A 26,120-nucleotide genomic window follows, 5' to 3' on the forward strand; every position below is an offset into this window, starting at 1 on the left:
TATCGTATCAACCCAAATGAATGCTATTTGTTATCAGCAGAGTACTATCAAAAGCTACTACTCTTTTTCTTTTATACGGTACCTAGCCGCATAAACACCGGAAATTTTAACAGACGCTCTGCCTCTCCCCACTTACTTGCTAACTCTTCTTTCAAAGCGAAAACCGGGTCTTCTTCATTTTCGTGCTGGTATTGCTGAACCGCCGACCACGTTCTTAAATAATTAAGAAACCGGTCTAACGACCACTCCCGTTTCACCTCAAAGTTGTTACGTTGCGCGTTGGCAAAGGGAAAGGGTAAGGTCGCGTAGGCGTTGTCAATGTATTTGCGCTGGGGGTCCCAATACGGACCAACCCAATTTCGGTAAAAGTCAACGATGATGGGATCAAGGTCGGAGCCAACGCTAACCAAACCGTATCCCCACTCGGCAATAACAGCGCCGGGTTTCGCTACTCGTCGCACTTCCTGATGGAATGCATCAACATCAAACCAGTGCACTGCCTGCGCCACGGTAATGAGGTCAAACGTATGATCAGCAAAGGGGGTCTGTTCAGCCAGGCTAGGCTGGTAATGCACATTGGGAACCTGTACGGCGCGGGCCAGCTGGGTCTTGCTGATGTCAGTAGCCTCTACCGTTTCGAAAAAATCAGCTAAAGCCACGGCCACCTGACCATTACCCGTAGCGCAGTCCCAGGCCGTATTTCGGGCGCTCACCCGTGAGAGAATGTATTGATAGAGGTCAGCTGGATAGTCTATTCGGTACTGAGCGTACAGGTCGGCATGGCCGGAGAAACGATCGAGGGGCATCATGAAATAAAAACAATAATTAACTTTAAACGATTTAAGGAAATAATTGTCTCACAATTGTTTTAGAAGGAAAACCGCTGCTCAAATTGGCTTCTCAACCGGAAGCGTCTATTTTTGCGAGGTTGCCTACAATCTACTGTTTAGTTTTTACCAATCAATCGCTTACCCGATTCACATGAAAAAATCGTTTGGCTTCTTAATCGCTGCGGCTTCCTTAGTCCTGGCCTCTTACAACGCGAATGCACAGGCTGCAACGGCCGACATCCCAGCGGATATGAACGCTCTGATGAGCAAATATACCTGTATTGCCTGCCACCGCCCTAATCAGCGTCTGGTTGGCCCTGCTTATGTAGACGTTGCTAAGAAGAACTATTCTGACGAAGAGATCGTGAACCTGATTTACAATCCAGTACCAAGTCACTGGCCTGGCTATCCTCCAATGGCTCCCATGAAACAGGTACCAAAAGAAGATGCCCTGAAACTGGCAAGCTGGATTAACTCGCTCGATGGTGGTGCTAAGAAAACATCGACCAAAAAGACGACGACAACCAAAACCACGAAGTCGACCAAGAAAGCATAACGCTCAACATGCACCAAACAGAAAGGCCCTTCCTACGCAGGAAGGGCCTTTCTGTTTGGTATACACGAACTAAATGGTGTTGGCAGCGGCCTCACATGCCCAGTACCGGATGAGGTTGATACAGTTCTTCCAGGTGGCGAATTTCCTCCTCGGATAGTGTTACGGATAAAGTACCTACTGCATCTTCAATATGCCCGGGTTTACTGGCACCAATAATCGGCGCGGTAATAACCGGTTTACTCAGCATCCAGGCTAGTGCCACCTGGGCGCTCGGTATGCCCCGCTGCTGAGCCATTTCCGTAACGCGGTCGGCGATGGTAAAATCGGCTTCGCTGTATAACGTTTTACCGAACGCGTCGGTGCGGGCTCGTTCGGTTTCGTTACGTTCTTTACTACGTCCGCCGGTCAGTAGTCCCCGCGCCAGGGGCGACCAGGGAATAACCGCAATCTTCTGGTCGGCACAGAAGGGTAACATTTCCCGCTCTTCTTCCCGGTATACCAGGTTGTAGTGAGGTTGCATGGACACAAACCGCGTCCAGCCGTGCAGATCAGCGGTGTACTGAGCCTTAGCAAACTGCCAGCTGTACATCGACGAGGCCCCGATGTACAAGGCTTTACCGGCTTTCACTACGTCGTGCAGGGCTTCCATGGTTTCCTCAATGGGCGTGTTGTTATCCCAGCGGTGAATCTGGTATAGGTCCACGTAGTCCGTACCCAGCCGTTTGAGGCTGGCGTCGATGGCGCTCATGATGTGCTTGCGCGATAAGCCTCTGTCGTTAGGTCCCGGTCCCATCGGGTTATACACTTTGATCGCCAACACAATCTCATCCCGACTGGCAAAATCACGTAGCGCACGGCCGACCACCTCTTCGCTCATCCCGTTCGAATACACATCAGCCGTATCGAAAAAGTTGATGCCCAGTTCAAGGGCTTTTTGGATAAACGGGCGGCTTTGTTCTTCATTTAGTGCCCAGGGCCAGCGCTCGGTTGGAACGCCGTAAGTCATGGTACCCAGGCAAAGGCGGGACACCATCATACCGGTGTTCCCAAATCGAATATAGTCCATTGGCTTATCCTTGATATGAATGATACTCTTCATCCGTTACGGCCTGTAACCAGTTAACGGCTCCTCCTTTGCTTGCATTGGGATTGATGGCAATGTGCGTAAACCGACTATCTGGCGTGGCTCCATGCCAATGGACCAGACCAGGAGCAATGTTTACCGCTTCACCGACCCGAAGGAGTTGGATGGGTCTGCCTTGCTCCTGGTAATAACCCGTGCCAGCCGTCACTACTAAAATCTGTCCGTTCGGATGCGTGTGCCAATTATTCCTCGCTCCGGCTTCGAAGGTTACGTCACTCACTACACAATCCGTCTGATCATTAGCCGGTACGAGCGTTTTCACCCAGGTAATACCTGTGAAATAATCAGAAGGGGCCTGTGTTGCCCCTTCTGGTGCGGCTGGTTGGTTTTCTTTACTCTGATCCATATCCATGCAAGTTTGTTGTGGAGTCGATTATACGGAGACCCTGCGAAGAGCTTTCTTATACTTTATTGCTTTATACAACGTAGCCGTATCGATAACAAACCGGTATCGCACGTCAGGTGTCGGCATGATAGCCTTCTATGGCAACCATAAGAGACGATCCAGTAGATGACTTTGTGAGGAGTTACGTATTATCAATCTACCTATTTGCAGGCGTTTTGTTAGATTTAATAAGAATTTACGGTGAGGGGGTGGTATGCTAGTAACTGCTTGGAGTACCCTAAAGCAGGTTCAAAGTTTTAGCTTCAACCCTGCACAAAGCGACGGAAACGTTACAAATCATTTGAAAAAGGCGAATAGGGAGACATATGTCAAAAAGAAGTTTGTTAATCTAATTTATGTTCTTTTACTTTGGAACACAAAGTACTTTTTGTCAACACCTAACTATATATAAATTATTATCGAGACATTTCCTTAACAGCCCTCTTGGAAACGAAGCAGACTTGAGGACACCAAGAGCCACTGACAGCCATGTATCACCTTACTATAAAACACAATATGAAAGCAGAAGTCGTTAACAGCTTAGACAATCCCAGACAACTTGAAAAATTGTATCGGGACGATAAAGTGTCTTTCAAACGAGAGTTTAACTCCGTTTATCCTACTATCAAGGATAATACAGTGGCTCAAATTTGGTACGAAAGGTTAAACTTTGAGAATGAAGCTCTTTCCTGGGGGTCAGGGCGAGAATTGTTTTTTGTTATTGTGGCTTCTTTCGTTGCAGGGTTAATCGCTAAACTTCCTACTTTTTTTGCCATCAATCCCGAGTATTTCTATCCCCGAAACATTGGTTTTATCGTTTTCCCGTTCCTGATGGCTTATTTCGCCTGGAAACAAACCCTTCCGCTGAAAATCATCTTCCCCGTTTTCTTAATCATTGTAGCTTCAGTAATTTATATCAATGTGTTGCCCAACAACGATAAAAGCGGTACGTTGATTTTAGCCTGTATTCACCTGCCTTTGTTTTTATGGTCTATTCTGGGCTTTACGTATGTGAGCGGTGATTTGAAAAACGGCCAAGGCCGACTAAATTTCCTCCGGTATAATGGCGATTTGGTAGTAATGACCACCATTATACTTATTGCAGGTGGCGGCCTAACCGTAATTACCTTAGGGCTTTATGAACTGATTGGCCTTAAGATCGGAGAATTTTATTTCCAGAATATTGCCATTTGGGGACTAGCGGCTGCCCCCCTTGTCGGCACCTACCTTGTTCAGACAAATCCACAATTGGTGAATATGGTTTCACCTGTAGTAGCCAAAATCTTTACACCCTTAGTCTTTACAACACTGGTAATTTACCTGATTGCCGTCATCTATACAGGCAAAGATCCGTACAATGACCGGGAATTTCTGCTCATTTTCAATTTGCTTCTGATTGGCGTAATGGCGCTAATATTATTCTCAATTGCTGGAACCGCTAAAAATTCAGAAAGCCGCATTTTGACGTTTATGCTGTTCGGCTTGTCAATCGTGACAATTGTTCTGAACGGAATAGCCCTGTCTGCCATTGTATTCAGAATTTCAGAATGGGGGATTACACCAAACAAGCTGGCTGTTTTAGGAGGTAACATTCTTATTTTAATAAACCTCCTGCTGGTAACGTACAGGCTATTTAAAACGGTGAACGATCAGAACCAAATCGAGACTGTTGAAAGTAGCATAGCCTCCTTTTTGCCCATCTACAGTTTGTGGACAATCGTGGTAATCTTTCTTTTTCCGTTGCTTTTCAGCTTCAAGTAATAGAAGTATAACTGACAATTAAAAAACGGAGCTACCAGAAAAGGTCTGGTGGCTCCGTTTTTTAATTGTCAGTTAAATGATATGAGGCTTCGCTGCCGTTCAAGCTTCGAAGTAGTGCCCCATGTCTAGGTCTTCGATCAGGCCAGGATGGGTAGGTTGCCAGCCTAGCCGCTCCCTTGTTTTGGCACTGGACGACGGACTGTTGATCACAATAAAGCGACCCATCCAGCCGAAATGCCCGACCGCTTCGTCGGGCGACACGGATACAACCGGCAGGTTGAGGTGTCGGCCAATGACTTCGGCAATCTGACGAACCGGTATGCCTTCGTCGGCCACGCCGTGGTAGCGGGCACCGGCCACGCCCTGCTCCAGCGCCAGCCGGAACAGATGAGCTGCGTCGAGCCGATGTACGGCTGGCCAGCGGTTGCTACCATCACCCACATAGGCAGACACGCCTTTGTCCCGGGCAATCCTGATGAGGGTGGGCACAAAGGCCTGATCGCCCCGGTCGTGCACCGAGGGCGGCAGGCGAATGACCGACGCCCGCACCCCGAGCTTGGCCACTGAAAGGCCAGTTACTTCTGAGGCCCGCGGCCCCGCCGGAGCTGGGTCGTCTTCGGTAATCAGCTCACTGGTTCCTTTCAGACCCGCCGTGCCTGCCGTAACAATAAGCGGACGGTTGGAACCGGCCAGTACGGAGCCCATAGCCTCAATGGCTGCCTTATCGGTTGCGCCAGCAGCTTCGTATTGGGAAAAGTCGTGGATAAACGCCGTATGGATAACCCCATCTGCATCGGCGGCTCCTTGCTTTAAGCTATCGAGGTCTTCCAGGCTCCCCCGCAGCACCTCAGCATTCGCTTCGGTGAGCGCCTGTGCCGACGCATCGGAACGGGCCAGCCCCACCACCTGGTGACCTGCCGATAACAATTCCTGAACAACAGCGGAGCCGATAAACCCGGAGGCTCCTGTGACAAATACACGCATAGTTTTAGTTGATTTTGACATTCGTTTTCATACCGTTGCCCGCCTGCTAACTCCGATTTAAGTTGCTGCTGAACGACTATACAAAACTATGGAGGAGCATCGCGGCTCACCGAGGTCATTTGACGCAATTTTCAGAGTGCCTTTTCGCTAACTTTACAAATAGTTGCTATTAGTAGCCTTCGTTTCACCATGTTTGAAGACTTCATGCCCTACCTCCGGCAGCATTTACCTATGCTGACAGCGGAGCAAATCGAATTAATCCGGTCAGCATCTGTGGTGCGAAAAGTCCGCCGAAAGCAGCGATTGCTACAGGCAGGTGAGGTATGTCAGTACAAGATGTTTGTGATCCGGGGTTTGCTGAGGACGTATCACATCACTGATGCCGGTCATGAATACGCGATGAAGTTTACGGCTGAGCACGGGTTCCTCACCGATCCGGAAAGTTATGTTCATCAGACGCCGTCTAAACTCTGTATAGATGCGTTGGAGCCGAGTGACGTGCTGCTGTGGAATCACGACGATTTTGAAAATCTTCGGATCGCCATTCCGGAACTAAACGCGCTTTCAGAACACATGATAACGCATAGCAACATTGAAACGCAGAAGCGGATACTGCTGAACATCAGTTCGACTCCCGAAGAACGGTATCTTAACTTTATGACGACCTACCCCGACATTTTTCGGAGGGTCCCCCTGCACATGGTGGCCTCGTACCTGGGCGTGTCGCGGGAAACGCTCACCCGCATCCGGCAGGGATTACTGGTAGCGGCCAAAGGATGAATTTACGGAATCTATTTCGCTGGCACAGGAACAGTTAAACCCTTAGTGAGCCACGGAAACCCCTGCCGGAATAGTACGATTCTGCCCCGTTGTGGTACACAAAGACCGTATCGTAGCGACGGTCGCAAAAGAGGGCACCACCGAGCTTTCGAATCTCAACCGGTGTTTTCACCCAGCTCGACGTTTTCGTATCGAACTTGCCAAGTTGCTGCAATTCGCGGTATTGCTCTTCGGTTAGCATCTCGATACCCATCTCTGTCGCCATGTCCATAGCAGTATTTTCGGGTTTATGCTCTTTTCTTGACTCCCATGCGGCACGGTCGTAACAAACACTTCGGCGACCTTTCGGGCTTTCCGCCGAGCAATCATAGAAAATGTATTCGCCCGTCGTCGAATTATAGCCAACAACATCTGGTTCGCCACCCGTCGTTTCCATATCATCGAGCGACCACAGCTTTTCTGGATTAGTTTCCAGTTTTGCTTGTACGTCGGCCCAGTCAAGACCTTGATGGCGGTTCCTGTTTTTCTCAAAACGGGCTTTCAATACGTTGAGTAGTTCGTCGCGTTGTTCTGGTGACAATTGCTTTGCGTTTGTCTGTATCATAATGTTCCGTAATGGCGGTAAAAGGTCATTCGGTAATACGGCTGGCTTAATGGCGGTTTGTCATTCTCTAGTACGACGACATATGACAAACCTATCCCAAGTAAAAAGCTTGAACAGCTTTATTTTATACTCAGTCAGATATGCTTGAGAAAAAGTCTCCAATTCCTCCTATTATGTTCCCAATATCCAACCAAGATGCGTCAACGTCAAAATCAGGAAGGTCAAGTATTTCTGAACCAGTCGTCATTGACAACGCTTGTAACATTTCCGTTTTCATTTCTATATAGTCGCAAACTTCACCAGTTTGGTCGTGATAATTATCGAAATCTGAATGAGAAGAAAAGGCGCTCATTGCCCAGCAAGAAAAGTCTAATCCGTCATACCATTTGCTTTTTTCATGTGCATTTTTCACTTCTTCCGGTTTATAATATTTTTTCTTTCCATAATCTTTTACGAGTATCCTTCCAATGTCAGTTAAATACTCTTTTTTGTTTGTTGGTGCTATAGAACAACTACGGCTCATAATATTATTGATTGAGTACTTAGTATATTACCGTTAATGAAAAGGACTTGCTACTGTGGTGGTATTCACCACTCGTCCAGCTTGAAACCTACATAAACTCATTGTTTCCGGCGTTATTCGTCTGCCGAAACTTAAACCGCGTAACGCACAAAAAATCAGAATACATTCGTTGCCCCGCCATATTGCCAACGTGATGTTATGCATAGTACGTCTGAGCTTAATGTCAACTTTCTGAAATAAATTGTATAAACTCTTTGCCTAACTGCGTGAATCTTTCTGCTAATGTTCCGTCTTCGGACATCATTGTGTTTAATCTATTAGTATTGTGGAGTCCTGCATCGTGCAAGTCATTCCAGATTACGTATTTACTCATATACTAGCTAAGTAGGTTGAGTCACTATAGCTTTTTGAATAAGCGATATATATTGGTCAGCTGTCAATAATCTGCGTAAAATATGAAAAAGTCATGCTGATGCCGTTCGTACGATCAGACATGGCTCTTTCATTTTCCCAGTGAGGCAGCTTATTCGCTACGACTTGGCTCGTAATGAAGCACGACAATTCCGCAGGCAAATGGAGTGGCTTTTACTAACGTCAGCGCCTGTTTACTATTCAATTGGTTTAAGATGGCCATTCCGGTGCCAATGGCTGCCGGATTAACAAATAAATGGTACTCATCAATTAGATTGTGTTTGATTAGGTTCGATACAAACGTTGCACCGCCGTAGGCGATGATGTCACCACCGTCCTGTTGTTTCAGTTTAGCGATTTCGTTAATCAGGTCACCCTTGGCTAACTCCGTATTGTCCCAGTCCGATTGGTTGAGCGTTTTGGTAAACACAACTTTGGGGGTGCTATTAATTTTTTCAGCGCCCTCCAGTTCCGGATTTGACGACCAGTGCGGAATAAACCCCTGAGCCAGATTTCGACCCAGAACAATGCAGTCAACGGGTTCGGTTAGGGCTCCCACGTAGTTTTTAAGTTCGTCATCCCAGTTAAATGCCAACCAATCCATTTCGCCATTGGGCCCTGCAATGAATCCGTCAACGGTCATTTGCACCTGAAGTTTCAATTTTCTCATTGTTAGTCTGTTCTTTTTATTGTCCGTTAACTTGTTTACTGTCCGTCCCCTAGTGGTTATCCTATCGTCATAAGCTTTCTGGTAATGGGCTGTTTGACGAAGAGATTTGTGCCACGAGCTACAGTACAAAGGTACCAGTGCCCAACGTCATCAAGCGTGTGTATACCCGACAATCTGAAGGGGTGTTTGCGACAGCTCAGTATTATCGGGACACCTAAGCCCAGGTGGATTTGTCAGGCTCATTTATCGTTAAACCTGAGTTGCTATTAACTTAGCACTTTATTTCTGAGCTAATAATGAAAAACAGCATTCTAATAATCTTAGCGAGTACCTCCCTGGCGTTAACAGCTTGTGGCCAAAGTACGTCTACTAACTCAGTGGCGTCTACGCAGTCAACTGGCCTCCCACCGGTCGAAACGAAAGATCCCAATTCGGCCTACAAGCCTGCATTTGCTGGCCAGACCAGAGTAGCCGGGGTAAAATCAGCCACCAACTACGAAGGCCAGGTGTTAACGGAAGCGCTTACGAGTCCGTGGGGGATTACCAGCCTGCCTGATGGCCGGCTGCTTATTACCGAGAAAGCAGGAACGATGCGTATTGCCACCGCAGAGGGTAAAGTTAGCGAGCCGATCACGGGGCTGCCGAAAGTGGACCCCGACGGTCAGGGCGGGCTGCTGGGGGTTCGGGTTGATCCCGATTTTGGAACAAATCGAATGGTGTATTGGGTATTCTCTGAACCAAGCCCCAACGGAAACCTGACGGCGGTGGCCAAGGGTAAACTGTCCGCCGATGAGAAAAAGGTGGAAGGAGCTACTGTCATTTACCGGGCTACACCGGCTTACAAAGGCAATCTGCACTATGGCGGACGAATTCTAATTGATCCGACCGGTAACCTGCTCATTAGCACCGGGGAGCGTTCTGATCTGGTAACTCGCCCGCAAGCGCAGTCTCTTAACTCGGGCTTAGGGAAGGTTATCCGCATAACGAAAGAAGGTAAGCCCGCTCCCGGCAATCCATTTGAAGGCCAGGCGGGTGCCCGGCCTGAATTATATTCGTACGGTCATCGGAACGTACAGAGCCTGGCGCTTCACCCAGTAACGGGCGATTTGTGGGAGGCCGAATTCGGACCGAGAGGGGGCGATGAGCTCAATCTTATTAAACCCGGAAAGAATTACGGCTGGCCGACTATTACGTATGGCATTGAGTACAGTGGAAAGAAAGTAGGTGAAGGTATTCAGCAAAAAGAAGGGCTTGAACAGCCCGTTTATTACTGGGACCCTGTCGTGTCGCCCAGTGGTATGACGTTCTACACTAGTGACGCTATTCCTGAATGGAAAAACAACCTCTTTATTGGTTCGCTGAGTGGCATGCACATCGCCCGCCTTGTTATTGAGAACAATAAAGTGGTCGGTGAAGAACGACTACTGGCGGGTGATTACCAGCGGTTCAGGGACGTAACGCAGGGGAAAGACGGTGCTTTATATGCCGTTACAGACCAAGGCAGACTGTACCGCGTCTATAAAAAATAAGGTCTGATAAGTTCGGATAAAACGTCGAGTCGCTACGAACTAGTTAACTTATCTTCAACTAGTTTGTAGCGACTTGTGGTGTTTACGGGTTGTATGCTCGTCGGATTCAGTAGCGTTCGTTGCCGGTTTAACGATTCCAACGCAACCTGTTGACGTTCGGAAAATACATCTTGCTATAGTTTCCCTTGCTTAGTAACCAGAGTACAAACGTGAACGAGCTTCTCTTCTTACCTAAACGTTTGCAGCGCCCACTTGACTTTCGCTACCAATCTTCAAACTCCGCTGCCGGACAGCTTCGTATAAAACTACACCTGTTGCTACCGATACGTTTAATGAGCCGACTGCACCCAGCAGCGGAATTTTAACGTGATTATCGGCCATGCGGAGTAACTCGGGCGAAATGCCGTCCTCTTCAGACCCCATGATAATCGCAATGGGACCGGTTAGGTCTGTGTTACGTTCGTAAAGGTCACGGGCTGACTTTTCGGTACAGGCTACCACCATAATGCCTGAAGTCTGCAAATATTTTACTGTTTCGGCCAGATCGGGTTCGCGGCAAACCGAGATATGGTTCAATGCCCCCGACGACGTTTTCATAGCGTCGGAATTGATAGCCGCAGCGCCCCGGCCGGGAATCACAATGCATTGTACACCGGTACACTCGGCCGTTCGGGCAATGGCGCCGAAATTACGGACATCGGTAATCCGGTCGAGAAGCAGTAGAAAGGGCGTTTCTCCGCGCTCATACACGTCAGCAATCACGTTAGAGAGCTTGACGTACTGCACCTGCGAGATCAGGCAAACAACCCCCTGGTGATTTTTGCGGGTTAACCGGTCGAGTCGCTCGACCGGCACCCGTTGAATGGTGACCCGGTTTTGGAACGCCAGATTCTGGATTTCAGGGTTGCTCAACCCCTTCTCCATGTATAATTTATCAACCTGCTGGTCAGACTTGAGCGTCTCAATAACAGATTGAATACCGAATACCATCTCATCCGATTCAGGACGAAACTGGTATTGCGGTCTTGACGTATTGGGTTTGTTGTTATTCGAGCGATTTACTCGCGGATTGCGCCGGTTCTCCATGCTTCGACAATCGGGTACCAAATCGGCTGATACTCAATGTAGCGCACCAGTTCGTAGTGATCCTCGACAAATTGATTCGGTTTCTTAGTAAATGTAAAGTTGATTTCCGAGACGCTGGCCCGGCGATTATAAACCCACACTTCCCGCTCACGGTTCCGTTGCACACGATCGGGCGGGCCCAGCACGATGTAAATCATGCCTTTGTCTGTTTTCCAGCCCTCTTTGTAGGTTGTAAACAAGCGGTTTGCTTCTTCAACCCGGTCAAAATACGCCTTCAATGTTTTCTTGGCTACTTCTTCATTGCCCGACATTAGACTTAGCCAATAGCGATCGAACGCTTTTTTGGTGTCCTGCGCCTGATTCAACTCGCCAATTTCGGTGCTTGTACTCATGTAGAGCACCGGCTTAATGAGCTTTTCGGGGCGGGTCATCTTCGGAAAACGCTTGTCGGCCACAACCAACCCAATGCCGTTGGCATCAGTCGTATCCTCCATAAAGTAGTACAGTCCCTCTTTGGGTAAAACGAACGGCTGATTGGTCGTGATGCTCAAGGTTGAATCGACCGTCAGTGATTTGGGAGCCGGACGGGGTGATGTATTCATGGGCGACGAAGCCGCATCAAAGTCATGCCGGTAACGAAAGCCAAACAACGGTTTACGGGTCCCGTTGACGTCGCGAATGATTACGGTATCACCAGCGTTGACGTAATTACGCAGTTGTGGCTGCTTGCCCGTTTTTTCAAACAGTGTGAAGCGGTCACTGAGCCGGGGGGTCTTAAACCGCAGGGATAGATCATTACGGGCTTTAGAGCCGCTGTTCACTTCCGTAATTTCGGTTAGCAGAACAGCCCCAGTAGCTTCTTTTGGCCGTTTAACGTCAAAAACCAAGGTAAGATGATCACCCTGCCGGCTTACGCTTTCGGTGTTTAATGCTACGTTTCCATAGCCCAACCGATCGCGGTTGTTGTAGTCAGGATACATAACATAGGCAATCTGAAAATGTTGGCTAAAGTCGGTTGGACTAAGTACCGCTTCCCCAGCAGCCGTCTTCGCCGTCAGGTCCATGTATACCCGGACCGTATTTGTATCGATTGCCAAGAATTTACCCTTAATGGATGTAACAGCCCACTCACCCACCGGTTTGGGCGCAGTCGACTGAGTGGAGCCAACGGTTGGCCCATCAGCGGCTCTAACGGGCGCTGCAGTTGACGAAGCCGCTGGTCGGGAGTCCGAACGATTCCCCTGGTTGCGTTGGGCTTCTGTACGGGCATCATAGGCTGCGGTTGCGCGGTCGCGCTGCGTTTTTTTGCTCGATGAGCAGCCCGATAATAGTGTAATGACTAGCAGTATAGATAGAATACGCATAAATAACAGCAATCTCGCGTGTTTCAGAAGAAGTTGTTTCCTAAAATTACCCAGATAAATTCATGGCCAGATAACTTTTTGGGTTGCTTATCAATAACGAAAAAATAGCCACGTTCGAGTTACCAGAGCCGTTCATTTTTCTTTGCTTCTCTAAAAGACTAATTTTACGGTACGAATTGCACACATAATGTGGCGAACAAATGTACAAAACCACTGAAATTACTTCCGCCGAAATTGCGTCTGACAACCCGGTTCACCAGCGGCTTTTATTTCCCTACGTAGAAGCCGCCAACCTGGTTAGCGGAAAGGTGCTCGAAATTGGCTGCGGCTGGGGTCGTGGGCTTGAACTGCTGACGAAAGCAGCGGACCACTATACGGGTATCGACAAAAATCAGGAGTTGATTTCGGCGTTAAGCGCTGAATACTCTACCTCTACGTTTATTGCCGCGAACATTCCGCCCCTGACTGGTTTGGCTGACAACACGTTTGATTATATCGTGACTTTCCAGGTTATTGAGCACATTGAAAACGACGACCTGTTCATCAAAGAAGCCCACCGCGTTCTGAAACCTGGTGGTAAACTGTTACTAACGACGGTCAACAAAACGTTCTCGCTTACCCGCAATCCCTGGCACGTTCGCGAATACTATGCCGATGGTCTGAAATCATTGATGGCTAAATATTTCCCAACCGTTGAGACCCGGGGGATTCACGGCAACGATAAAGTAATGACCTATTACGAGCAAAATAAAGAATCGGTCAAGAAGTTAACCCGCTTCGATATTTTCAATCTCCAATACCGGCTGCCCCGTCGCCTATTACAAGTTCCTTACGATTTGATGAATCGACTGAACCGCAACCGGCTCCTGCAAGCCGATGGCCTGGCGGCTGAGATTAATTACACAGATTACCTGGTCAGCACCAACCCAGCTAGTAGCCTCGATTTCTTTTACGTAGCAACAAAGTAAGGCGGTTAGACAACCGCCTTTTCTTCTACCGTCGGCGTCACGTTCACCACAATCGACTTTGAGGTTGGCGTGTGACTCTTTTCGGCAACCGAGTCGATAGGAATCAGTACGTTCGTTTCGGGAAAGTAAGCGGCTGCACAACCCACCGGAATGTCGTAAGGTACTATTACAAACCGGTGAGCGGTGCGTTGCTGCCCCTGATACTGACTGTGAATGTCCACTACCTGCTTTTCCTGCAAGCCCAGCTTCGCAATGTCAGCTGGGTTCATGAATACCACCCGCCGTTCGTTGTAAATGCCCCGATAACGGTCGTCGTTGCCGTAGACCGTTGTATTGAACTGATCGTGGCTGCGGATGGTCATCAGCAGCAACTCGTCGGGTTGTAGGGTGTGCTGGGTTGGTGTATTGATTGTGAAATGCGCTTTGCCATCTTTGGTTTTAAACTCCCGAACGCGTGGCCCATTCGGTATATAAAAGCCACCTGGCTGCCTGACTTTCTGATTGTACTGCTCAAAACCAGGCACAACCTGCTCAATCAGATCACGAATACGGTCATAATCGGCCACCAGACCATCCCAATCGACCGTCGACTTTTCTTGTAAGGTCGCCTTTGCTAACTCGGCAATAATGGCGGGTTCGCTTTTCAGATAGGGAGAAATTGGGTCAAGAACGCCCTGCGATTGCGCCACTACGCCAGTTGTGCTTTCGCAGCTGACAAACTGCTCGCCCGAAGCCTGCATGTCGTGGTCCGAGCGGCCCAGACAAGGCAGAATCAGCGCTGTTTCGCCGTGAATCAGATGACTCCGGTTCAGCTTGGTAGACACATGAACGGTAAGTTTGCACTTTTTCAGAGCCTCGGCCGTGTAATTTGTATCCGATACGGCCAAGGCAAAATTACCGCCCATACCGAAGAACACTTTCGCCTTTCCTTCGTGCATGGCTTTCACGGCCGCTACGGTATCATAACCGTTCTTCCGGGGTGGTTCAAAGTTAAACGTGCGCTTTAGGGCGTCGAGAAACTCAGGCTTAGGCTTTTCCCAGATACCCATCGTACGGTCGCCCTGCACGTTGCTATGGCCACGAATCGGGCTTGCTCCTCCCCCTTCAATGCCGATGCTTCCCTTCAGCAACAGTAAGTTGATTACCTCATTGATCGTCTCGACTGCGTTGCGATGCTGCGTGAGTCCCATGGCCCAGCAAATAATCAATTTCGGCGTAAACTTAAACAGATCAACGGCCTCCTGTATCTGGGCCATCGAAAGTCCGCACTGAGCCGCTAAATCATTTATGTTATACGTATCAAGGTCCTGAACAAAGGCGTCGTAACCAGCAGTATATGCTTCGATAAAGGCTTGATCTAATACCTTACCTGGCGCTTTCTTTTCTTCCTCCATCAGTAACTTACACATCGCTTTCAGCAACGCCAGATCGGTATTGATCCGAACCTGCAGGAACACATCCGTCAACTTTTGGCCACCAAGCAGCATGTCGCGGGGGCTTTGTGGATACTTAAACGCCAGCAATCCCGTTTCGTGCAAGGGGTTCACGGCGATGATCTTGGCACCGTTACGTTTCGCCTGTTCCAGCGGAGTTAACATCCGGGGGGCATTCGTGTCAGGGTTCTGGCCAATAATCATGATGACATCGGCCTTTTCGTAATCATCATATTTTACCGATGCTTTTCCTAAACCAATTGTTTGAGATAAAGATACCCCCGTCGATTCGTGGCACATGTTCGAGCAGTCGGGCAGGTTGTTGGTTCCGAACATCCGCACAAACAATTGATACAGAAAAGCGGCTTCGTTGCTGGTCCGGCCAGATGTGTAAAATACCGCTTCATCGGGTGAAGCAAGTGCGTTGAGCTCACCGGCAATGAGCCCGAAAGCTTCCTCCCAGCTGATGGCTACGTAATGCGTTGCCCCCTCACGTAGCACCATCGGCTGGGTTAGCCGCCCCTGCTGACCGAGCCAGAGATCCGTTTTTTCGAGCAGTTCGGCCACCGAATACCGTTGAAACAAGACCGGCGACGCTGTATGCTTGGTCATGATCTCGTCGGCAACGGCCTTGGCGCCACTCTCACAATATTCGCCTATACTGGAGCGGTGTCCATCGGGATCGGGCCAGGCGCAGGACGGACAATCGTACCCGTCTTTTTGGTTCAACTTGATGAGTGCCTTCCAACCACGAGCGGGACCCGTTCCGTTGAGAACGTGTTCTACCGATTTATAAATAGCGGTCAGACCAGCGGCTTCATCAATGGGTTTACCGATGGTAAGGTCACCGGTGAGTTTTTCGGGGGGTGTGTTTTGAGACATAGCGAATGAAATGAGACGAACGAACAGCTTCTCCTCAACAAATCATAAAACTAAGTAGTCACGCAAAAAGCTTTCTTCTGCTTGACTTAATTTTCAGGAAGCTACCAAACCAATTTGTACCGAATGTTGATGCGCTTCGTCGCTGTGCGCAAAATAGCAGCAAGGTACACCAACGGCTTCAATTCGTTTTAGAGTCTCACGCGTCTTAGGCTGGTTTTTCCCATGAACCTGCCGAATGTAAACGCAATGGATCTGATTAGGAAAATGCTCTACCAACGATGCGTAGATGTTAGGGTCTTCCTGCGTATCGTCGCCTAGTAAAATAAACTGCTGCGCCGGGTATGTCTCGATAATACGCACAATCCGCGAAAATTTGGTCATGTGTTTGTTCTGACCCGTCTTTAGCAATTGGCTCAACTGTTTCAGTTGACTCAATAGGTAAACTCCATTCGGCAAACCGTTCTTTTCCGAAAACGTCAGGATATAATCGTACAGATTCCATTCGCTGCTCGATACGTAAAAGAACGGATTGCTAGCCATAGGTCCGGTATCGGCCTCAGCCAGTAGCCTGTAGTGTTCCACAACGCCCTCGAACGGCTGACGACTGTGGGCATTTTGAGTCATTAGTACCTGAAGCCGCTTTAGGATTGTGGCCGAATGTGAGATTAAAAACGTATCGTCAATATCAGAAACGCAGATAAACTGGGTCGGATGCGGCACCAACACCTGCCCTTCAGCTGATGTAAGTACGGCCGAGGTGGCGTTCATCAATTCAGCCTGCACAGTATACCAACCGGGCTGCAGTGGCTCCTGCAACGGCACATCAAACCGGAAATAACCATCGGTATCGGTTTGAGTTTCGACGAATTGCTTCCCGAAACTGACGCGAACCGTAGCCTGCGTGTAGGGCTTGACAAGGAACAAGCGTAGCACTCCAAAGAGATTAATCAGCAGGTTATCGCGGTATTTTTTTCGGGGTAAGGCACTTCGGCGAAATACGGTGCCGTGAATGGTTAAAAACTTATCGTTGCCAAAACCACGGTATATTTTCACGACGGGCTGATCAGTAAGCCGTAGCCATGTTAATAAATGTCGCATTCGTTTACTTTTTGGGCTTAGATTTTGTTTATAAAGCAAGTTGCTCGTACAGCTTTCGCGCTGTTGCATCAACACTTGCCATTCATAACCTATAACCAGCGCAGAAGTTGACTTTTTTATTTGCGATCAACCCGGTTTCCGGTGGCCGGGACAAATCTGTCTGGGAAGAAAGTATCCGTACTTACTTTGCCGACTCGCCCCATTCCTATCATCATTTTTATCTCAACGGTGAAACCGATGACGTAATGATCCGCGAACAAATTGCGCAACACCACCCTGATTGCGTAGTAGCCGTTGGCGGGGATGGTACCATTAAATGCGTAGCCACTGAACTACTCGGTACAGGTCTTCCAATGGGTGTGTTACCGGCAGGATCAGCCAACGGAATGGCGCGCGAGTTAGGCATTCCGCCTGATGTCAATGAAAGCCTGGACATACTTGTGCATGGTACGCTCAAACCTATAGATGTCATCTCCGTTAACGACAACGACATTTGCCTGCACCTTGGCGACATTGGTTTGAATGCTCAGATGGTGAAACACTACGAGCAAAACAACTTCCGGGGCAAGCTTGGCTACCTACGGAGTGTGGTTCGGGTATTAAGAAATCGACAGCAATTGAGGGTCGAGATTACGGTTGGCGAAGAGTGCGTTCAGCGTGCCGCTTTTATGATTGTGCTCGCCAATGCCCGCATGTATGGCACGGGTGCTGTTATCAATCCCGACGGCGACCTATCGGACGGTAAATTTGAAGTTGTCATCTTTCGGCGATTATCATTCTGGGAAATCATCAAACTCTTCTGGCGTTACCAGCCCTTCGATCCGAAGCAAATAGAAATTCTACCAGCCACCTCCGTTACCATTGAAACCCTACGAAAGGCATACTTTCAGGTAGACGGCGAATACCGGGGGCGTATCACCGAGCTTCATGCCAGCATACGGCCAAGCGCCCTGACAATCATTGTTCCCAACGACGCAACGCCTTAAGTAAATGACCATTCGCGGTGAAGCATTATCAGGCGTGGTCAAGTATGCTCAAGAGTCTTTCATGACTACACTTGACAACCCCTGACAACCTCCTTAAGCAATCTGTTTTAGCCGAACCCGCTCGGTTTTGCTGTACAGATTAAAGCGCTGGTCGCGAACAAATCCTGCCAGTGTCATTTCAGCCGTCTGCGCCATCTGCACAGCTAGACTTGACGGTGCTCCTACGGCTGCCAGTAAAGGCACACCTGCACGCCAACTTTTCTGCACAAGTTCAACCCCGATACGTCCGCTCAGGAAAACCCCAGCGTTTGTTAATGGTAGCCAGTTTTGTCAGAAAGCCGCTCCTATTAGTTTATCCAGGGCATTATGGCGACCAATATCTTCACGAACCAATAGTAGTTTACCGCTTTCGTCAACGAGGGCAGCCGCATGAATACCACCGGTATGGGCGAAAGCCGTCTGTACCTCACGTACACGGTCGGGTAACGAGAACAGTAAGGTCGGTTCGATAGTAAAAGTGGATGTGATGGCTCCTTGGGTTACCTCCATAACGGCCTCGATGGTGCTTTTGCCGCACAGGCCACAGCTGGATGAGGTGAAGGTGTTACGCTCCAGCCGATCCCAGTTAACCATTACATCCGGGTGGAGTTCTACGCGAATTACGTTACCTTCTTTATGCGCTTCCTGCACACAATGGCGACAGGATACAATATCGCCCGGCTGCTGAATGATTCCTTCGGTAAACAGAAAACCCATAGCTAGTTCTTCATCGTGGCCGGGTGTTCGCATAGTCACCGATACGGCTCGCTGCTGCCGTTCGCTGACGGGACCAAAGCCAAGCCTAATTTCGAGTGGCTCTTCAACCGCTAATAAGTCAGGGGCTTCGCTCTGATTATTACCGGCTATTTTCTGAATCGTAACGGGCGCAACAAGGGGCATAAAAAAAGAACGGCTGATTGTTTAGACTAACAACTGCCGTTCTTGATAAATGATTGCTACCCCCTAAAAACTTACTGATGCTGACCCTTTTATAACGAACTTGTCGATTGGTAAACCATCGCGCCCCGTTCCGAGATAGGTTAGGCGGTGAATACCCTGTATGCGGAAAATCTTGAAAATGTTATCAATACCATAGCCGACTTCTAGGTAAGGCGTTCCAGGGTTAAGCGACCCAAAATGAGTAGGTTTAAACCCACCGGGAAGCGGCTTAAATGTTTCAACAGCTCGGTTTTCGCTCGACATGCTTCCCCACAGGGCATCGGCATTGGCCACAAGTCGCCAGTTCAGTTTCCGGATACCCGGTAAGCGATTGAACAATAATCCCTCGAACTTGTGCTGCACATGGATGGCCACAAAGCGGTCGCTCACAAACTCGTAGAACTGCATCCGGTTAAACGTATTTAGCGTCAGCAAAGGCGTTGGATTGCCAATATGCGGAAACAACAGCGGAGCGGGCAGTGTCGACGGAGTAAAGCCGGCCGTCAACAGATAAGACATCCGACCGAGGGGACCAACTCGAAACGATTGCTGAGCGCGGGCCGTAATCCGGTCGTAGTTATAATCACTGCGTAGAGCTTTACTGCCGTGCGTATACCGAACTGTTAATACAGGCGCCCGTTTGGTGCCGAGCGTAATGCGCTCGTTGCCGTCCATGATGTATTTCTCTTTACGCGCTAGTCGGGCCTCCACGGACCAATAAGCATCGAAGATATCGGACCGTAGGGGCGACTGATCCTCCATTTCGGGATGAATACGATAATGGAACGGAAAAATCGGATCAAAACTGCGGCTGCCGAGCGTGGTTGTAATCATGATTCCTTTGATGGGCTCCGTCCGGAAGAAAACCTCTTTCTGTACACTATGATACGCCCCACGATACCGTCCAAAGCGGCTTAGCGCGTAGAACATCCGGTTGCCGCCAATCAACTCGGGCGTCAACCCTAACCGTTCGAGGTCGCTCGACATCCGAACGCCCAGCATCGTCCAATGTCGGCGGGAAATGATGTAATCGATTTCGGCTCCGTATTTAAACTGCTTATCAAGCGTGCCGTATGCCAGATACCCGCGCAACACCCAGGTCCGACTCAGTTGGTCGTTGGTCCGAAAACCAAGCCGGGTCCGTAAGCCTTCAACGGTGTTGTAAGCAAACAGATAAGGATAAGGACCTATGTCAAAGCCGCCCAGTTTGTAGAAACCCGTAACGGCAATTTGTCCGATGGCTTCAGCAGTTCGGACAACTGGCACCTGGCGTAGTGAATCAATAAGCTGACGCGCTTTTCGGTCGTCACGATCTAACGAATCGGCCCCAGCTAACGACTGCTGAACGGTATGCCAGTACCCTTCGTTGGCCGTTGCGACGGTATCGTTCAGTTCGACAGGCTGATCATAAAAACCCACCGGCCGCGGCCGGTTAACTATCACATTGCTATTGTGAAGAATGACCTTGGCCCGCATGCCGAGCGATTGTTTACCTACCCCCGTGAGGTCTGCCGTTAACCGAAGGCTTGTCGGTAGCCAGCCCGTTGTGGCTCCGGACGTAGACGAGGAGTCGATGGTAGGCTCCAGTTCCTGCTCGATAACCAGGCGCCGAACGTAGTTTAGGTTCGCTCCAGTACCAATGTGCGCTTCGATCTGGCAAAGTGCAAATGAGGTTGTATCAATCCAGGCTTTTCCGGTGAACGCTAAATCTTCGGGGCGCTTGGGGTCGAACTGTATTTCGTAGCAGATACGGTCACCAATCTGAGTGGTGTCAGCCAGAAAAAATTCGTACCAGTTCTTCCAGTTATCGCCAATGGGCGAGGCAAAGTCCTTACCAAGAATAGGGATGTAGTTGTCGTAGAAATTCTGGCTTACCAGACCCGTTCCGCCCAAAAGCTGCGAACTCAGACCCGCATCATCAACGGCAACTCCTTTGATGCGGGTTTTACGTATTTCTTCGCGTTTCCGCTGCGGATTTGCCCGGAAATAATAGCGGGACACCGACTCCGATGCCAACATGGGCATTAGCCGATGGCCTTCGTCATCGACTAAGGAGTCGTGTTTACTCATAGCTTCGTTGATACGCCGAATTAAGGGGTTACGACGCATCTTGTCTGATACATGACTCAAGGCAACTTCGGTCTTAACGTAGCTATCGCATTCGTAGGCCGACAGGCGATTACGGTCATTGAGTAACCGATTCTTACGAACCTGACGCAGCACGCGGAAGGCAGGGTTTTCTCCAGCCCGCACCGTTACCTCCTGCAACGCATTGCCGGCGGGTACTAGCCTAAAATCGATGGCCTGGGTGATTCGTTCACGGTCAATAGCCCGTCGTAGGGTGGCGTACCCTAACGAACTTACGGCCAGCGAATCTGACAGATTCTTTGTGCTAAGGGCAAAGCGGCCTTTTTCGTCAGTTAACGTACCGGCTCGGCGGCCCATTAATGCAACACTGGCAAACGGCACAGGCTCACCTGTTTGAGCGTCTGTAACCATACCAGTAACAGTGTATACGGTCTGGCCATAACCGTTGCCACCTGTAATAAGCAGCAACGTCCATACTGATAAGAAAAACAGTCGTTGTAAAGGTCTTTTCATATAGTAAAGTCGCGGTTGGCGAAATTACTATAAATCAGGAGGTTTGTAACTAACCGTTACACCAGATTAAACAGATTTAATCTTGAACTGAGCATTTTAACGGATAAACTGCCATGCACCGTTTATCCAACCAGCCAGATCCTATCGGCATCAGCTCCTTGTTCGGTCCATTCCACCAGTACGCGTTGCGACTCCAGCGTATTGACCCGTTTGCCTGTGTAATCGGGTTTAATAGGTAAATCACGGTTGTAACGCCGATCAATCAGCACCAGTAATTCAACTTTACGAGGTCGTCCGAAGGCAGTCATGGCGTCAAGAGCGGCCCTCACCATACGACCGGTAGCTAAGACGTCATCAATCAGAATTACCCGTTTGTTCTCAATGATAAACGGCACGTTGGTAGTATTAGGCCGTAAAGGCGAGTCGCGTCGGCGGAAATCGTCGCGGTAAAACGTCGCATCCAGATAACCAAGTGGCACTTCCTGGCCCAGTGCCCGGCTTAACTCGCGGCCAACCCGCTCGGCGAAGTAAATGCCTCTGGGTTGCATACCCAAAAGTACGGTGTCCGAAAAATCCTGATGATCTTCGATTAACTGCTGCGTCAGACGGCTTATTACAATTTCGAGCAGTGGACTAGACAGAATCAGACGTTGTTGGCTCATAGGCCTCAAAAATAGTCATTCAATTGGCTTATCTAACAGTCATTCGGCTGTCGTTACTTGTTTTGCCGGAAAAAACGAACTTTGCTCCATGACTCGTCATCAAACCACTGAATGACGGCTAAGGACAATAAATGACTGTTAAATGACTAAGTTTTTGATCGTTGGGTTGGGTAACATTGGCCCGGGATATGCGCTTACTCGCCACAACGCTGGTTTTATGGTACTCGACCGCCTGGCTGCCCAACAGGGTTTCGACTTTTCAATGACCCGGCTGGCCTACACAGCCAAATGGCAACATAAAGGCAAGCAGCTGTTTTTTGTAAAACCGACCACATTCATGAATTTAAGCGGGAAGGCGGTATCATATTACATGAAACAGGAACACATTTCGACCGAAAATCTATTGGTGATCACCGACGATAAAGACCTTCCTTTCGGAAAGTTACGATTAAAGCCCAAAGGATCACCGGGTGGGCACAACGGCCTACGTAATATTGATGAGGTCCTAAGCACACAGGAATACGCCCGGCTTCGGGTTGGTATCGGCAATAATTTCTCTAAAGGCAGGCAGGTTGATTTTGTTTTAGGCCAATTTCCGGAAGACGAATTAATTCAACTACCAGACTATTTAGACAGGGCTGGCGAAGCTACGTTAGCTTTTTGTACTATGGGCATACAATTCGCTATGAATAATTACAACCAATGATATAATTTTTTAAAGAATTTTCCATTTTTCGATGGCAATATTTTATTTATAACTTTCTGGATTGACGCAGAATATTATATTAATATATAACATTATATAACCGCTATTTAAGTAATATTTGTAATAATCAAGATTAAATTCGGAATAATATTTTGATTGATGCTTATGTAAAGTTTGTATTATCAAAACTTCTATAGACATTTGTGCGTTCAATAACTGAAACCAAAATAGAACAAAACAATGAAATCGCGTGTTATCTTTGCGTCGTTGATTCTTGGATTAGGGTTAGCGACTACTCAGGCAGACGCGGCTACCACCACCTACACTGATGATAGCCCGGCAGCCAACAAGCCGGCAAGTGCTATGCTTGTCAACGGTTCGGAAAAGCAATTTGCTTCTTATTTCGAACAACGCGTTGCCAAGTCTATGCATAACACCAATTGGCAAAGCTTTATGAGTGTCGTCTCGTTGTTCAATCAGAATCCAGTTGCTGTGCTGACGCTCAGCCCTGCTGATCGGGTTAAATTCAACGAAGCCGCTGCTCAAGTAAATAATCAACTGGCTAAGCAGAAAACAGCTGATGCCAGCCGTTGGATGAATCAGGCTTCTTACACAGCCCGGATGATTAATTTCCTCTGGAACCAGAGCCAGGAAGCCAGCGAAGTATCTGAGGTTCAATAATTTAAAATAAATTATTAATTACCTAGGTATTTGGAACAGAAAAGGGTAAAAGTTAGTTTTTCATGTAGAAAAGGTTAAGGGTTTAGGAATAGTCAGTATAAGGTTCTCCGCTCAGATCGGGGAACCTTATCTTTTTTTAAGGGTTGCAAAACAGGCTTTTTGGCCATCTTTGTATGTTACGCCTTCAAAAAGCGATATAAAATGACTATCCAAGCTCTTCGGGAACGTAATCTTATACTTTTCGAATGCATCAGTGGTAGCCGGGCGTATGGCACCGACCTGCCTACATCAGACGTCGATATTCGTGGTGTTTTCGTATTGCCCCAAGCTGATCTGTATGGCTTGCGCTACGTTGAGCAGGTTAATGATGCCACTAACGATATTGTTTTTTATGAGCTGGGCCGGTTTGTTGAGCTGCTCACCAAGAATAATCCCAACATTCTAGAACTGCTTTGCACCCCAGACGACTGCATCCTGTACAAACATCCACTCTTTAATCGGCTTACACCGGGGGACTTTCTTTCCAAGCTTTGCAAGGACACATTTGCCGGTTATGCAGTAAGCCAAATCAAAAAAGCACGGGGACTGAACAAAAAGATTCTGAACCCATTACCCAAAGAGCGCAAGTCATTACTTAACTTCTGTTACGTACTCGCTGGACAAGGCTCTCAACCTGCTTCAGACTGGTTAGCCAAGCATGGGCTGAACCAAATGCAGTGCGGGCTAGTGAGCGTTCCTCACGCCCGCGATGTTTATGCGCTGTTCTACGACCCAACAAATACGTTGCAATTACGTGGTCTCATTGCTGGCGTTGACTCGGCCGAGGTATCGCTGAGTAGCGTTCCAAAAGATGCCCAGCCCGTAGCTTATCTCTCCGTAAATCACGATGGCTATTCAAGCTATTGCAAAGACTATCGCGAGTACTGGGAATGGGTTGAGAAACGTAATAATACCCGTTATCAGAACACGCTCGATCACGGCAAAAACTACGATGCCAAGAACATGATGCACACGTTCCGGCTTTTGGACATGGCGTGCGAGATTCTTGAAACAGGAAGTGTGCTCGTTCGTCGGCCAAATCGGGCAGAATTGTTGCAGATTCGAGCGGGTGCTTTCGAATATGACGACCTCATTGTGCAGGCTGAACAAAAAGTAGCGCAGGTTGAAGCCGCTGCGGCTAACAGTTCTCTACCCGATCGGCCAAACCAGGCGAAAATCGAGCAAGTGCTGGTCGAAATGCGGAAAGTATGGTATGCGTCTGGTAGTGAATAGGTGAGCATTGATAATCATTCGCTGCTTTTACTAGCATTGACTACATAATGACCATTAATGCCCACCTGATAACTATGATTTATTTAACCGCCTGCATCTCTGATGGATCAATCAACAAATAGCCGGGGTTGATACAAGCGCCGTGCCAGCGAACGCCAAAGTGCAGGTGTGGGCCAGTTACTCGACCAGTCTCGCCAACGATGCCTATTTTCTCTCCTTTCTTGACAGTTTGATTAGGCTTAACGGAATAACTTTTTAAATGGAAATACTCTGAGATCAGCCCATTTCCGTGGTCAATAAACACAGCGTTGCCACTGTAAAATTGATTGGCCGCCAGTACCACTCGGCCATTGCCAACGCTCAGAACGGGCTTACCCGCCGTAACCGGATAATCCTGCCCCGTATGCCGATCTCGTTCCTGTCCGTTGAGCGTTCGGCAAGCCCCGAAATTACCCTCTCCTTTTGGTAACGGATCAGCTGGCTTACCAACGGGTAAATCAAACACAGCAGGCCGTACATCGGCTTTATACGATATAACAGGATTAACAACGGCGGCTTCTTTCTTAGCCCGGGCCAGATTAGCGGGGGATACGTTTACGTACTCCTTTTTAGGGAAATTGGCAATGTCCTCCTGTACGCACGGCTTTGCGGTTACCGTCAATCTGGCGCTTTCAAGCTTCCCTCCCGTTGTCCGGCGCGAAATGCTGTAAGTTCCGGGTTTCATATCCATGTCAACCGGATAGTAACAAGTGCCGTTAACGGCTTCCCAGGCGCGCTTTTCAAAACTGCACCGTAGACAGTTTCCCGGCCAGCGAGCGACTTCACCCTGCGCTACGCTAACCGATTTTGGACCTGTCGTTGCCTCCGAACTCGCATTGCGTTGTCCATAAGCACAACTCAAAAGTAAACTTAAACCTAGATTGATTGTTAAGAGACGTTTCATACGTTGTTGAGATAATCAGGTGAACGTTCTTAACTTACCCTTTACCAACCTGGTTAATAAAATTTACTATACACAAAAAAGCCAGCCCCTCAAGGTGGGCGCTATGGTCGAACAAATTGGCACAGTGAATTTGCCTAACGTTCCGACTGCCGAAGCGGTTGAATCAAGTTTCTACCATCATTATACTACAAAACAAAACCCGGCTCAAACGAGACCGGGATGTGAACACCCACCGTAACTTGCTTACACCGGAGAGGTGTATACACTAATCTAGTTAAAAAGT

23 protein-coding genes and 1 pseudogene are annotated in these 26,120 nt (G+C 48.5%); 9 read left to right on the forward strand and 15 right to left on the reverse strand.

The features are described from left to right. Window positions 1-71 precede the first annotated feature (71 nt). Window positions 72-809, reverse strand: a complete 738-nt coding sequence (locus tag ACFSUS_RS21710) for a class I SAM-dependent methyltransferase (protein WP_381525854.1) — start codon at window positions 807-809, stop codon at window positions 72-74. Between the two features lie 172 nt (window positions 810-981). Between ACFSUS_RS21710 and ACFSUS_RS21715 the strand changes: the two genes are divergently transcribed. Next, entirely contained in the window at window positions 982-1,386 is a 405-nt protein-coding gene (locus ACFSUS_RS21715; protein WP_381525855.1) for a c-type cytochrome, read from the forward strand. Window positions 1,387-1,477: 91 nt separating this feature from the next. Here the strand turns inward: ACFSUS_RS21715 and ACFSUS_RS21720 are convergent, their stop codons facing one another. Beyond that, window positions 1,478-2,485: an aldo/keto reductase gene (locus ACFSUS_RS21720; protein ID WP_381525856.1), complete on the reverse strand. Its 1,008-nt coding sequence runs from the start codon at window positions 2,483-2,485 to the stop codon at window positions 1,478-1,480. Next, the gene (locus ACFSUS_RS21725; RefSeq protein ID WP_381525857.1) at window positions 2,457-2,876 is read right to left on the reverse strand and encodes a (R)-mandelonitrile lyase; all 420 of its coding nucleotides are present in this window, start codon (window positions 2,874-2,876) and stop codon (window positions 2,457-2,459) included. The genes ACFSUS_RS21720 and ACFSUS_RS21725 overlap by 29 nt, the downstream gene beginning before the upstream one ends. A gap of 555 nt (window positions 2,877-3,431) precedes the next feature. Here ACFSUS_RS21725 and ACFSUS_RS21730 point away from each other — a divergent pair. Then, a complete protein-coding gene (locus ACFSUS_RS21730) occupies window positions 3,432-4,676 on the forward strand; it encodes a hypothetical protein (protein WP_381525858.1) in 1,245 nt (414 codons plus the stop codon). A 99-nt stretch (window positions 4,677-4,775) separates the two neighbouring features. Here the strand turns inward: ACFSUS_RS21730 and ACFSUS_RS21735 are convergent, their stop codons facing one another. Continuing rightward, the gene (locus tag ACFSUS_RS21735; RefSeq protein ID WP_381525859.1) at window positions 4,776-5,660 is read right to left on the reverse strand and encodes an SDR family oxidoreductase; all 885 of its coding nucleotides are present in this window, start codon (window positions 5,658-5,660) and stop codon (window positions 4,776-4,778) included. 189 nt (window positions 5,661-5,849) lie between these two features. Here ACFSUS_RS21735 and ACFSUS_RS21740 point away from each other — a divergent pair, with 189 nt between their 5' ends. Beyond that, the gene (locus ACFSUS_RS21740) at window positions 5,850-6,440 is read left to right on the forward strand and encodes a Crp/Fnr family transcriptional regulator (RefSeq protein WP_381525860.1); all 591 of its coding nucleotides are present in this window, start codon (window positions 5,850-5,852) and stop codon (window positions 6,438-6,440) included. Window positions 6,441-6,474: 34 nt separating this feature from the next. On the opposite strand, the gene ACFSUS_RS21745 is transcribed toward ACFSUS_RS21740, so the two are convergent. The 3 genes from ACFSUS_RS21745 to ACFSUS_RS21755 all read right to left on the reverse strand — a co-directional run bounded on the left by ACFSUS_RS21745 (window position 6,475) and on the right by ACFSUS_RS21755 (window position 8,648). Then, window positions 6,475-7,044 carry a DUF4256 domain-containing protein gene (locus ACFSUS_RS21745; protein WP_381525861.1) on the reverse strand — a complete coding sequence of 190 codons (570 nt, stop codon included), beginning with the start codon at window positions 7,042-7,044 and terminating at the stop codon, window positions 6,475-6,477. 130 nt (window positions 7,045-7,174) lie between these two features. Beyond that, on the reverse strand, window positions 7,175-7,567 hold the full coding sequence (locus ACFSUS_RS21750; RefSeq protein ID WP_381525862.1) for a hypothetical protein: 393 nt from the start codon (window positions 7,565-7,567) through the stop codon (window positions 7,175-7,177). A 523-nt stretch (window positions 7,568-8,090) separates the two neighbouring features. Next, a complete protein-coding gene (locus ACFSUS_RS21755) occupies window positions 8,091-8,648 on the reverse strand; it encodes a dihydrofolate reductase family protein (protein WP_381525863.1) in 558 nt (185 codons plus the stop codon). Between the two features lie 296 nt (window positions 8,649-8,944). Here ACFSUS_RS21755 and ACFSUS_RS21760 point away from each other — a divergent pair, with 296 nt between their 5' ends. Then, entirely contained in the window at window positions 8,945-10,177 is a 1,233-nt protein-coding gene (locus tag ACFSUS_RS21760; RefSeq protein WP_381525864.1) for a PQQ-dependent sugar dehydrogenase, read from the forward strand. A gap of 231 nt (window positions 10,178-10,408) precedes the next feature. On the opposite strand, the gene rlmB is transcribed toward ACFSUS_RS21760, so the two are convergent. Next, window positions 10,409-11,263, reverse strand: a complete 855-nt coding sequence (gene rlmB, locus ACFSUS_RS21765) for a 23S rRNA (guanosine(2251)-2'-O)-methyltransferase RlmB (protein ID WP_381525865.1) — start codon at window positions 11,261-11,263, stop codon at window positions 10,409-10,411. Continuing rightward, entirely contained in the window at window positions 11,236-12,627 is a 1,392-nt protein-coding gene (locus tag ACFSUS_RS21770) for a GWxTD domain-containing protein (RefSeq protein WP_381525866.1), read from the reverse strand. Before ACFSUS_RS21770 ends, rlmB begins: the two co-directional genes overlap by 28 nt. Before the next feature lie 200 nt (window positions 12,628-12,827). Between ACFSUS_RS21770 and ACFSUS_RS21775 the strand changes: the two genes are divergently transcribed. Continuing rightward, window positions 12,828-13,595 (forward strand): class I SAM-dependent methyltransferase, encoded by a 768-nt coding sequence (locus tag ACFSUS_RS21775; protein WP_381525867.1) that lies wholly within the window; start codon window positions 12,828-12,830, stop codon window positions 13,593-13,595. A gap of 5 nt (window positions 13,596-13,600) precedes the next feature. On the opposite strand, the gene ACFSUS_RS21780 is transcribed toward ACFSUS_RS21775, so the two are convergent. Further along, entirely contained in the window at window positions 13,601-15,910 is a 2,310-nt protein-coding gene (locus ACFSUS_RS21780; RefSeq protein ID WP_381525868.1) for an FdhF/YdeP family oxidoreductase, read from the reverse strand. 93 nt (window positions 15,911-16,003) lie between these two features. Continuing rightward, window positions 16,004-17,008, reverse strand: a complete 1,005-nt coding sequence (locus tag ACFSUS_RS21785) for an App1 family protein (RefSeq protein WP_381525869.1) — start codon at window positions 17,006-17,008, stop codon at window positions 16,004-16,006. Window positions 17,009-17,115: 107 nt separating this feature from the next. Between ACFSUS_RS21785 and ACFSUS_RS21790 the strand changes: the two genes are divergently transcribed. Then, on the forward strand, window positions 17,116-17,994 hold the full coding sequence (locus tag ACFSUS_RS21790; protein ID WP_381525870.1) for a diacylglycerol/lipid kinase family protein: 879 nt from the start codon (window positions 17,116-17,118) through the stop codon (window positions 17,992-17,994). 93 nt (window positions 17,995-18,087) lie between these two features. On the opposite strand, the pseudogene fdhD reads toward ACFSUS_RS21790, so the two are convergent. From fdhD to pyrR, 3 genes and pseudogenes are all read right to left on the reverse strand, one after another. Next, window positions 18,088-18,933: pseudogene (gene fdhD / locus ACFSUS_RS21795) on the reverse strand (formate dehydrogenase accessory sulfurtransferase FdhD). A 63-nt stretch (window positions 18,934-18,996) separates the two neighbouring features. Then, window positions 18,997-21,573 (reverse strand): DUF5686 and carboxypeptidase-like regulatory domain-containing protein, encoded by a 2,577-nt coding sequence (locus tag ACFSUS_RS21800; protein WP_381525871.1) that lies wholly within the window; start codon window positions 21,571-21,573, stop codon window positions 18,997-18,999. A gap of 122 nt (window positions 21,574-21,695) precedes the next feature. After that, window positions 21,696-22,235, reverse strand: coding sequence for a bifunctional pyr operon transcriptional regulator/uracil phosphoribosyltransferase PyrR (gene pyrR / locus ACFSUS_RS21805; protein WP_381525872.1), 540 nt, complete (start codon window positions 22,233-22,235; stop codon window positions 21,696-21,698). Window positions 22,236-22,377: 142 nt separating this feature from the next. Here pyrR and pth point away from each other — a divergent pair, with 142 nt between their 5' ends. The 3 genes from pth to ACFSUS_RS21820 all read left to right on the forward strand — a co-directional run bounded on the left by pth (window position 22,378) and on the right by ACFSUS_RS21820 (window position 24,894). Continuing rightward, a complete protein-coding gene (gene pth, locus ACFSUS_RS21810) occupies window positions 22,378-22,941 on the forward strand; it encodes an aminoacyl-tRNA hydrolase (RefSeq protein WP_381525873.1) in 564 nt (187 codons plus the stop codon). Window positions 22,942-23,181: 240 nt separating this feature from the next. Next, entirely contained in the window at window positions 23,182-23,622 is a 441-nt protein-coding gene (locus ACFSUS_RS21815; protein WP_381525874.1) for a hypothetical protein, read from the forward strand. 201 nt (window positions 23,623-23,823) lie between these two features. Further along, window positions 23,824-24,894: a nucleotidyltransferase domain-containing protein gene (locus tag ACFSUS_RS21820; protein ID WP_381525875.1), complete on the forward strand. Its 1,071-nt coding sequence runs from the start codon at window positions 23,824-23,826 to the stop codon at window positions 24,892-24,894. 79 nt (window positions 24,895-24,973) lie between these two features. Here ACFSUS_RS21820 and ACFSUS_RS21825 read toward each other — a convergent pair whose 3' ends face one another. Continuing rightward, complete coding sequence (locus ACFSUS_RS21825; RefSeq protein WP_381525876.1) at window positions 24,974-25,837, reverse strand: M23 family metallopeptidase; 864 nt, start codon at window positions 25,835-25,837, stop codon at window positions 24,974-24,976. Between the last annotated feature and the right edge of the window lie 283 nt (window positions 25,838-26,120).

Source organism: Spirosoma soli (assembly GCF_042684525.1).
Classification (GTDB): domain Bacteria; phylum Bacteroidota; class Bacteroidia; order Cytophagales; family Spirosomataceae; genus Spirosoma; species Spirosoma soli.

Coding starts and splice junctions, on each gene's coding strand:
- ACFSUS_RS21725 (WP_381525857.1), bottom strand. CDS start 2,876: ATGGATCAGAGTAAAGAAAACCAACCAGCCGCACCAGAAGGGGCAACA.
- ACFSUS_RS21760 (WP_381525864.1), top strand. CDS start 8,945: ATGAAAAACAGCATTCTAATAATCTTAGCGAGTACCTCCCTGGCGTTA.
- ACFSUS_RS21715 (WP_381525855.1), top strand. CDS start 982: ATGAAAAAATCGTTTGGCTTCTTAATCGCTGCGGCTTCCTTAGTCCTG.
- ACFSUS_RS21755 (WP_381525863.1), bottom strand. CDS start 8,648: ATGAGAAAATTGAAACTTCAGGTGCAAATGACCGTTGACGGATTCATT.
- ACFSUS_RS21740 (WP_381525860.1), top strand. CDS start 5,850: ATGTTTGAAGACTTCATGCCCTACCTCCGGCAGCATTTACCTATGCTG.
- pyrR (WP_381525872.1), bottom strand. CDS start 22,235: ATGAGCCAACAACGTCTGATTCTGTCTAGTCCACTGCTCGAAATTGTA.
- ACFSUS_RS21750 (WP_381525862.1), bottom strand. CDS start 7,567: ATGAGCCGTAGTTGTTCTATAGCACCAACAAACAAAAAAGAGTATTTA.
- ACFSUS_RS21720 (WP_381525856.1), bottom strand. CDS start 2,485: ATGAAGAGTATCATTCATATCAAGGATAAGCCAATGGACTATATTCGA.
- pth (WP_381525873.1), top strand. CDS start 22,378: ATGACTAAGTTTTTGATCGTTGGGTTGGGTAACATTGGCCCGGGATAT.
- ACFSUS_RS21800 (WP_381525871.1), bottom strand. CDS start 21,573: ATGAAAAGACCTTTACAACGACTGTTTTTCTTATCAGTATGGACGTTG.
- ACFSUS_RS21775 (WP_381525867.1), top strand. CDS start 12,828: ATGTACAAAACCACTGAAATTACTTCCGCCGAAATTGCGTCTGACAAC.
- ACFSUS_RS21780 (WP_381525868.1), bottom strand. CDS start 15,910: ATGTCTCAAAACACACCCCCCGAAAAACTCACCGGTGACCTTACCATC.
- ACFSUS_RS21735 (WP_381525859.1), bottom strand. CDS start 5,660: ATGCGTGTATTTGTCACAGGAGCCTCCGGGTTTATCGGCTCCGCTGTT.
- ACFSUS_RS21770 (WP_381525866.1), bottom strand. CDS start 12,627: ATGCGTATTCTATCTATACTGCTAGTCATTACACTATTATCGGGCTGC.
- rlmB (WP_381525865.1), bottom strand. CDS start 11,263: ATGGAGAACCGGCGCAATCCGCGAGTAAATCGCTCGAATAACAACAAA.
- ACFSUS_RS21785 (WP_381525869.1), bottom strand. CDS start 17,008: ATGCGACATTTATTAACATGGCTACGGCTTACTGATCAGCCCGTCGTG.
- ACFSUS_RS21815 (WP_381525874.1), top strand. CDS start 23,182: ATGAAATCGCGTGTTATCTTTGCGTCGTTGATTCTTGGATTAGGGTTA.
- ACFSUS_RS21710 (WP_381525854.1), bottom strand. CDS start 809: ATGATGCCCCTCGATCGTTTCTCCGGCCATGCCGACCTGTACGCTCAG.
- ACFSUS_RS21820 (WP_381525875.1), top strand. CDS start 23,824: ATGACTATCCAAGCTCTTCGGGAACGTAATCTTATACTTTTCGAATGC.
- ACFSUS_RS21825 (WP_381525876.1), bottom strand. CDS start 25,837: ATGAAACGTCTCTTAACAATCAATCTAGGTTTAAGTTTACTTTTGAGT.
- ACFSUS_RS21730 (WP_381525858.1), top strand. CDS start 3,432: ATGAAAGCAGAAGTCGTTAACAGCTTAGACAATCCCAGACAACTTGAA.
- ACFSUS_RS21745 (WP_381525861.1), bottom strand. CDS start 7,044: ATGATACAGACAAACGCAAAGCAATTGTCACCAGAACAACGCGACGAA.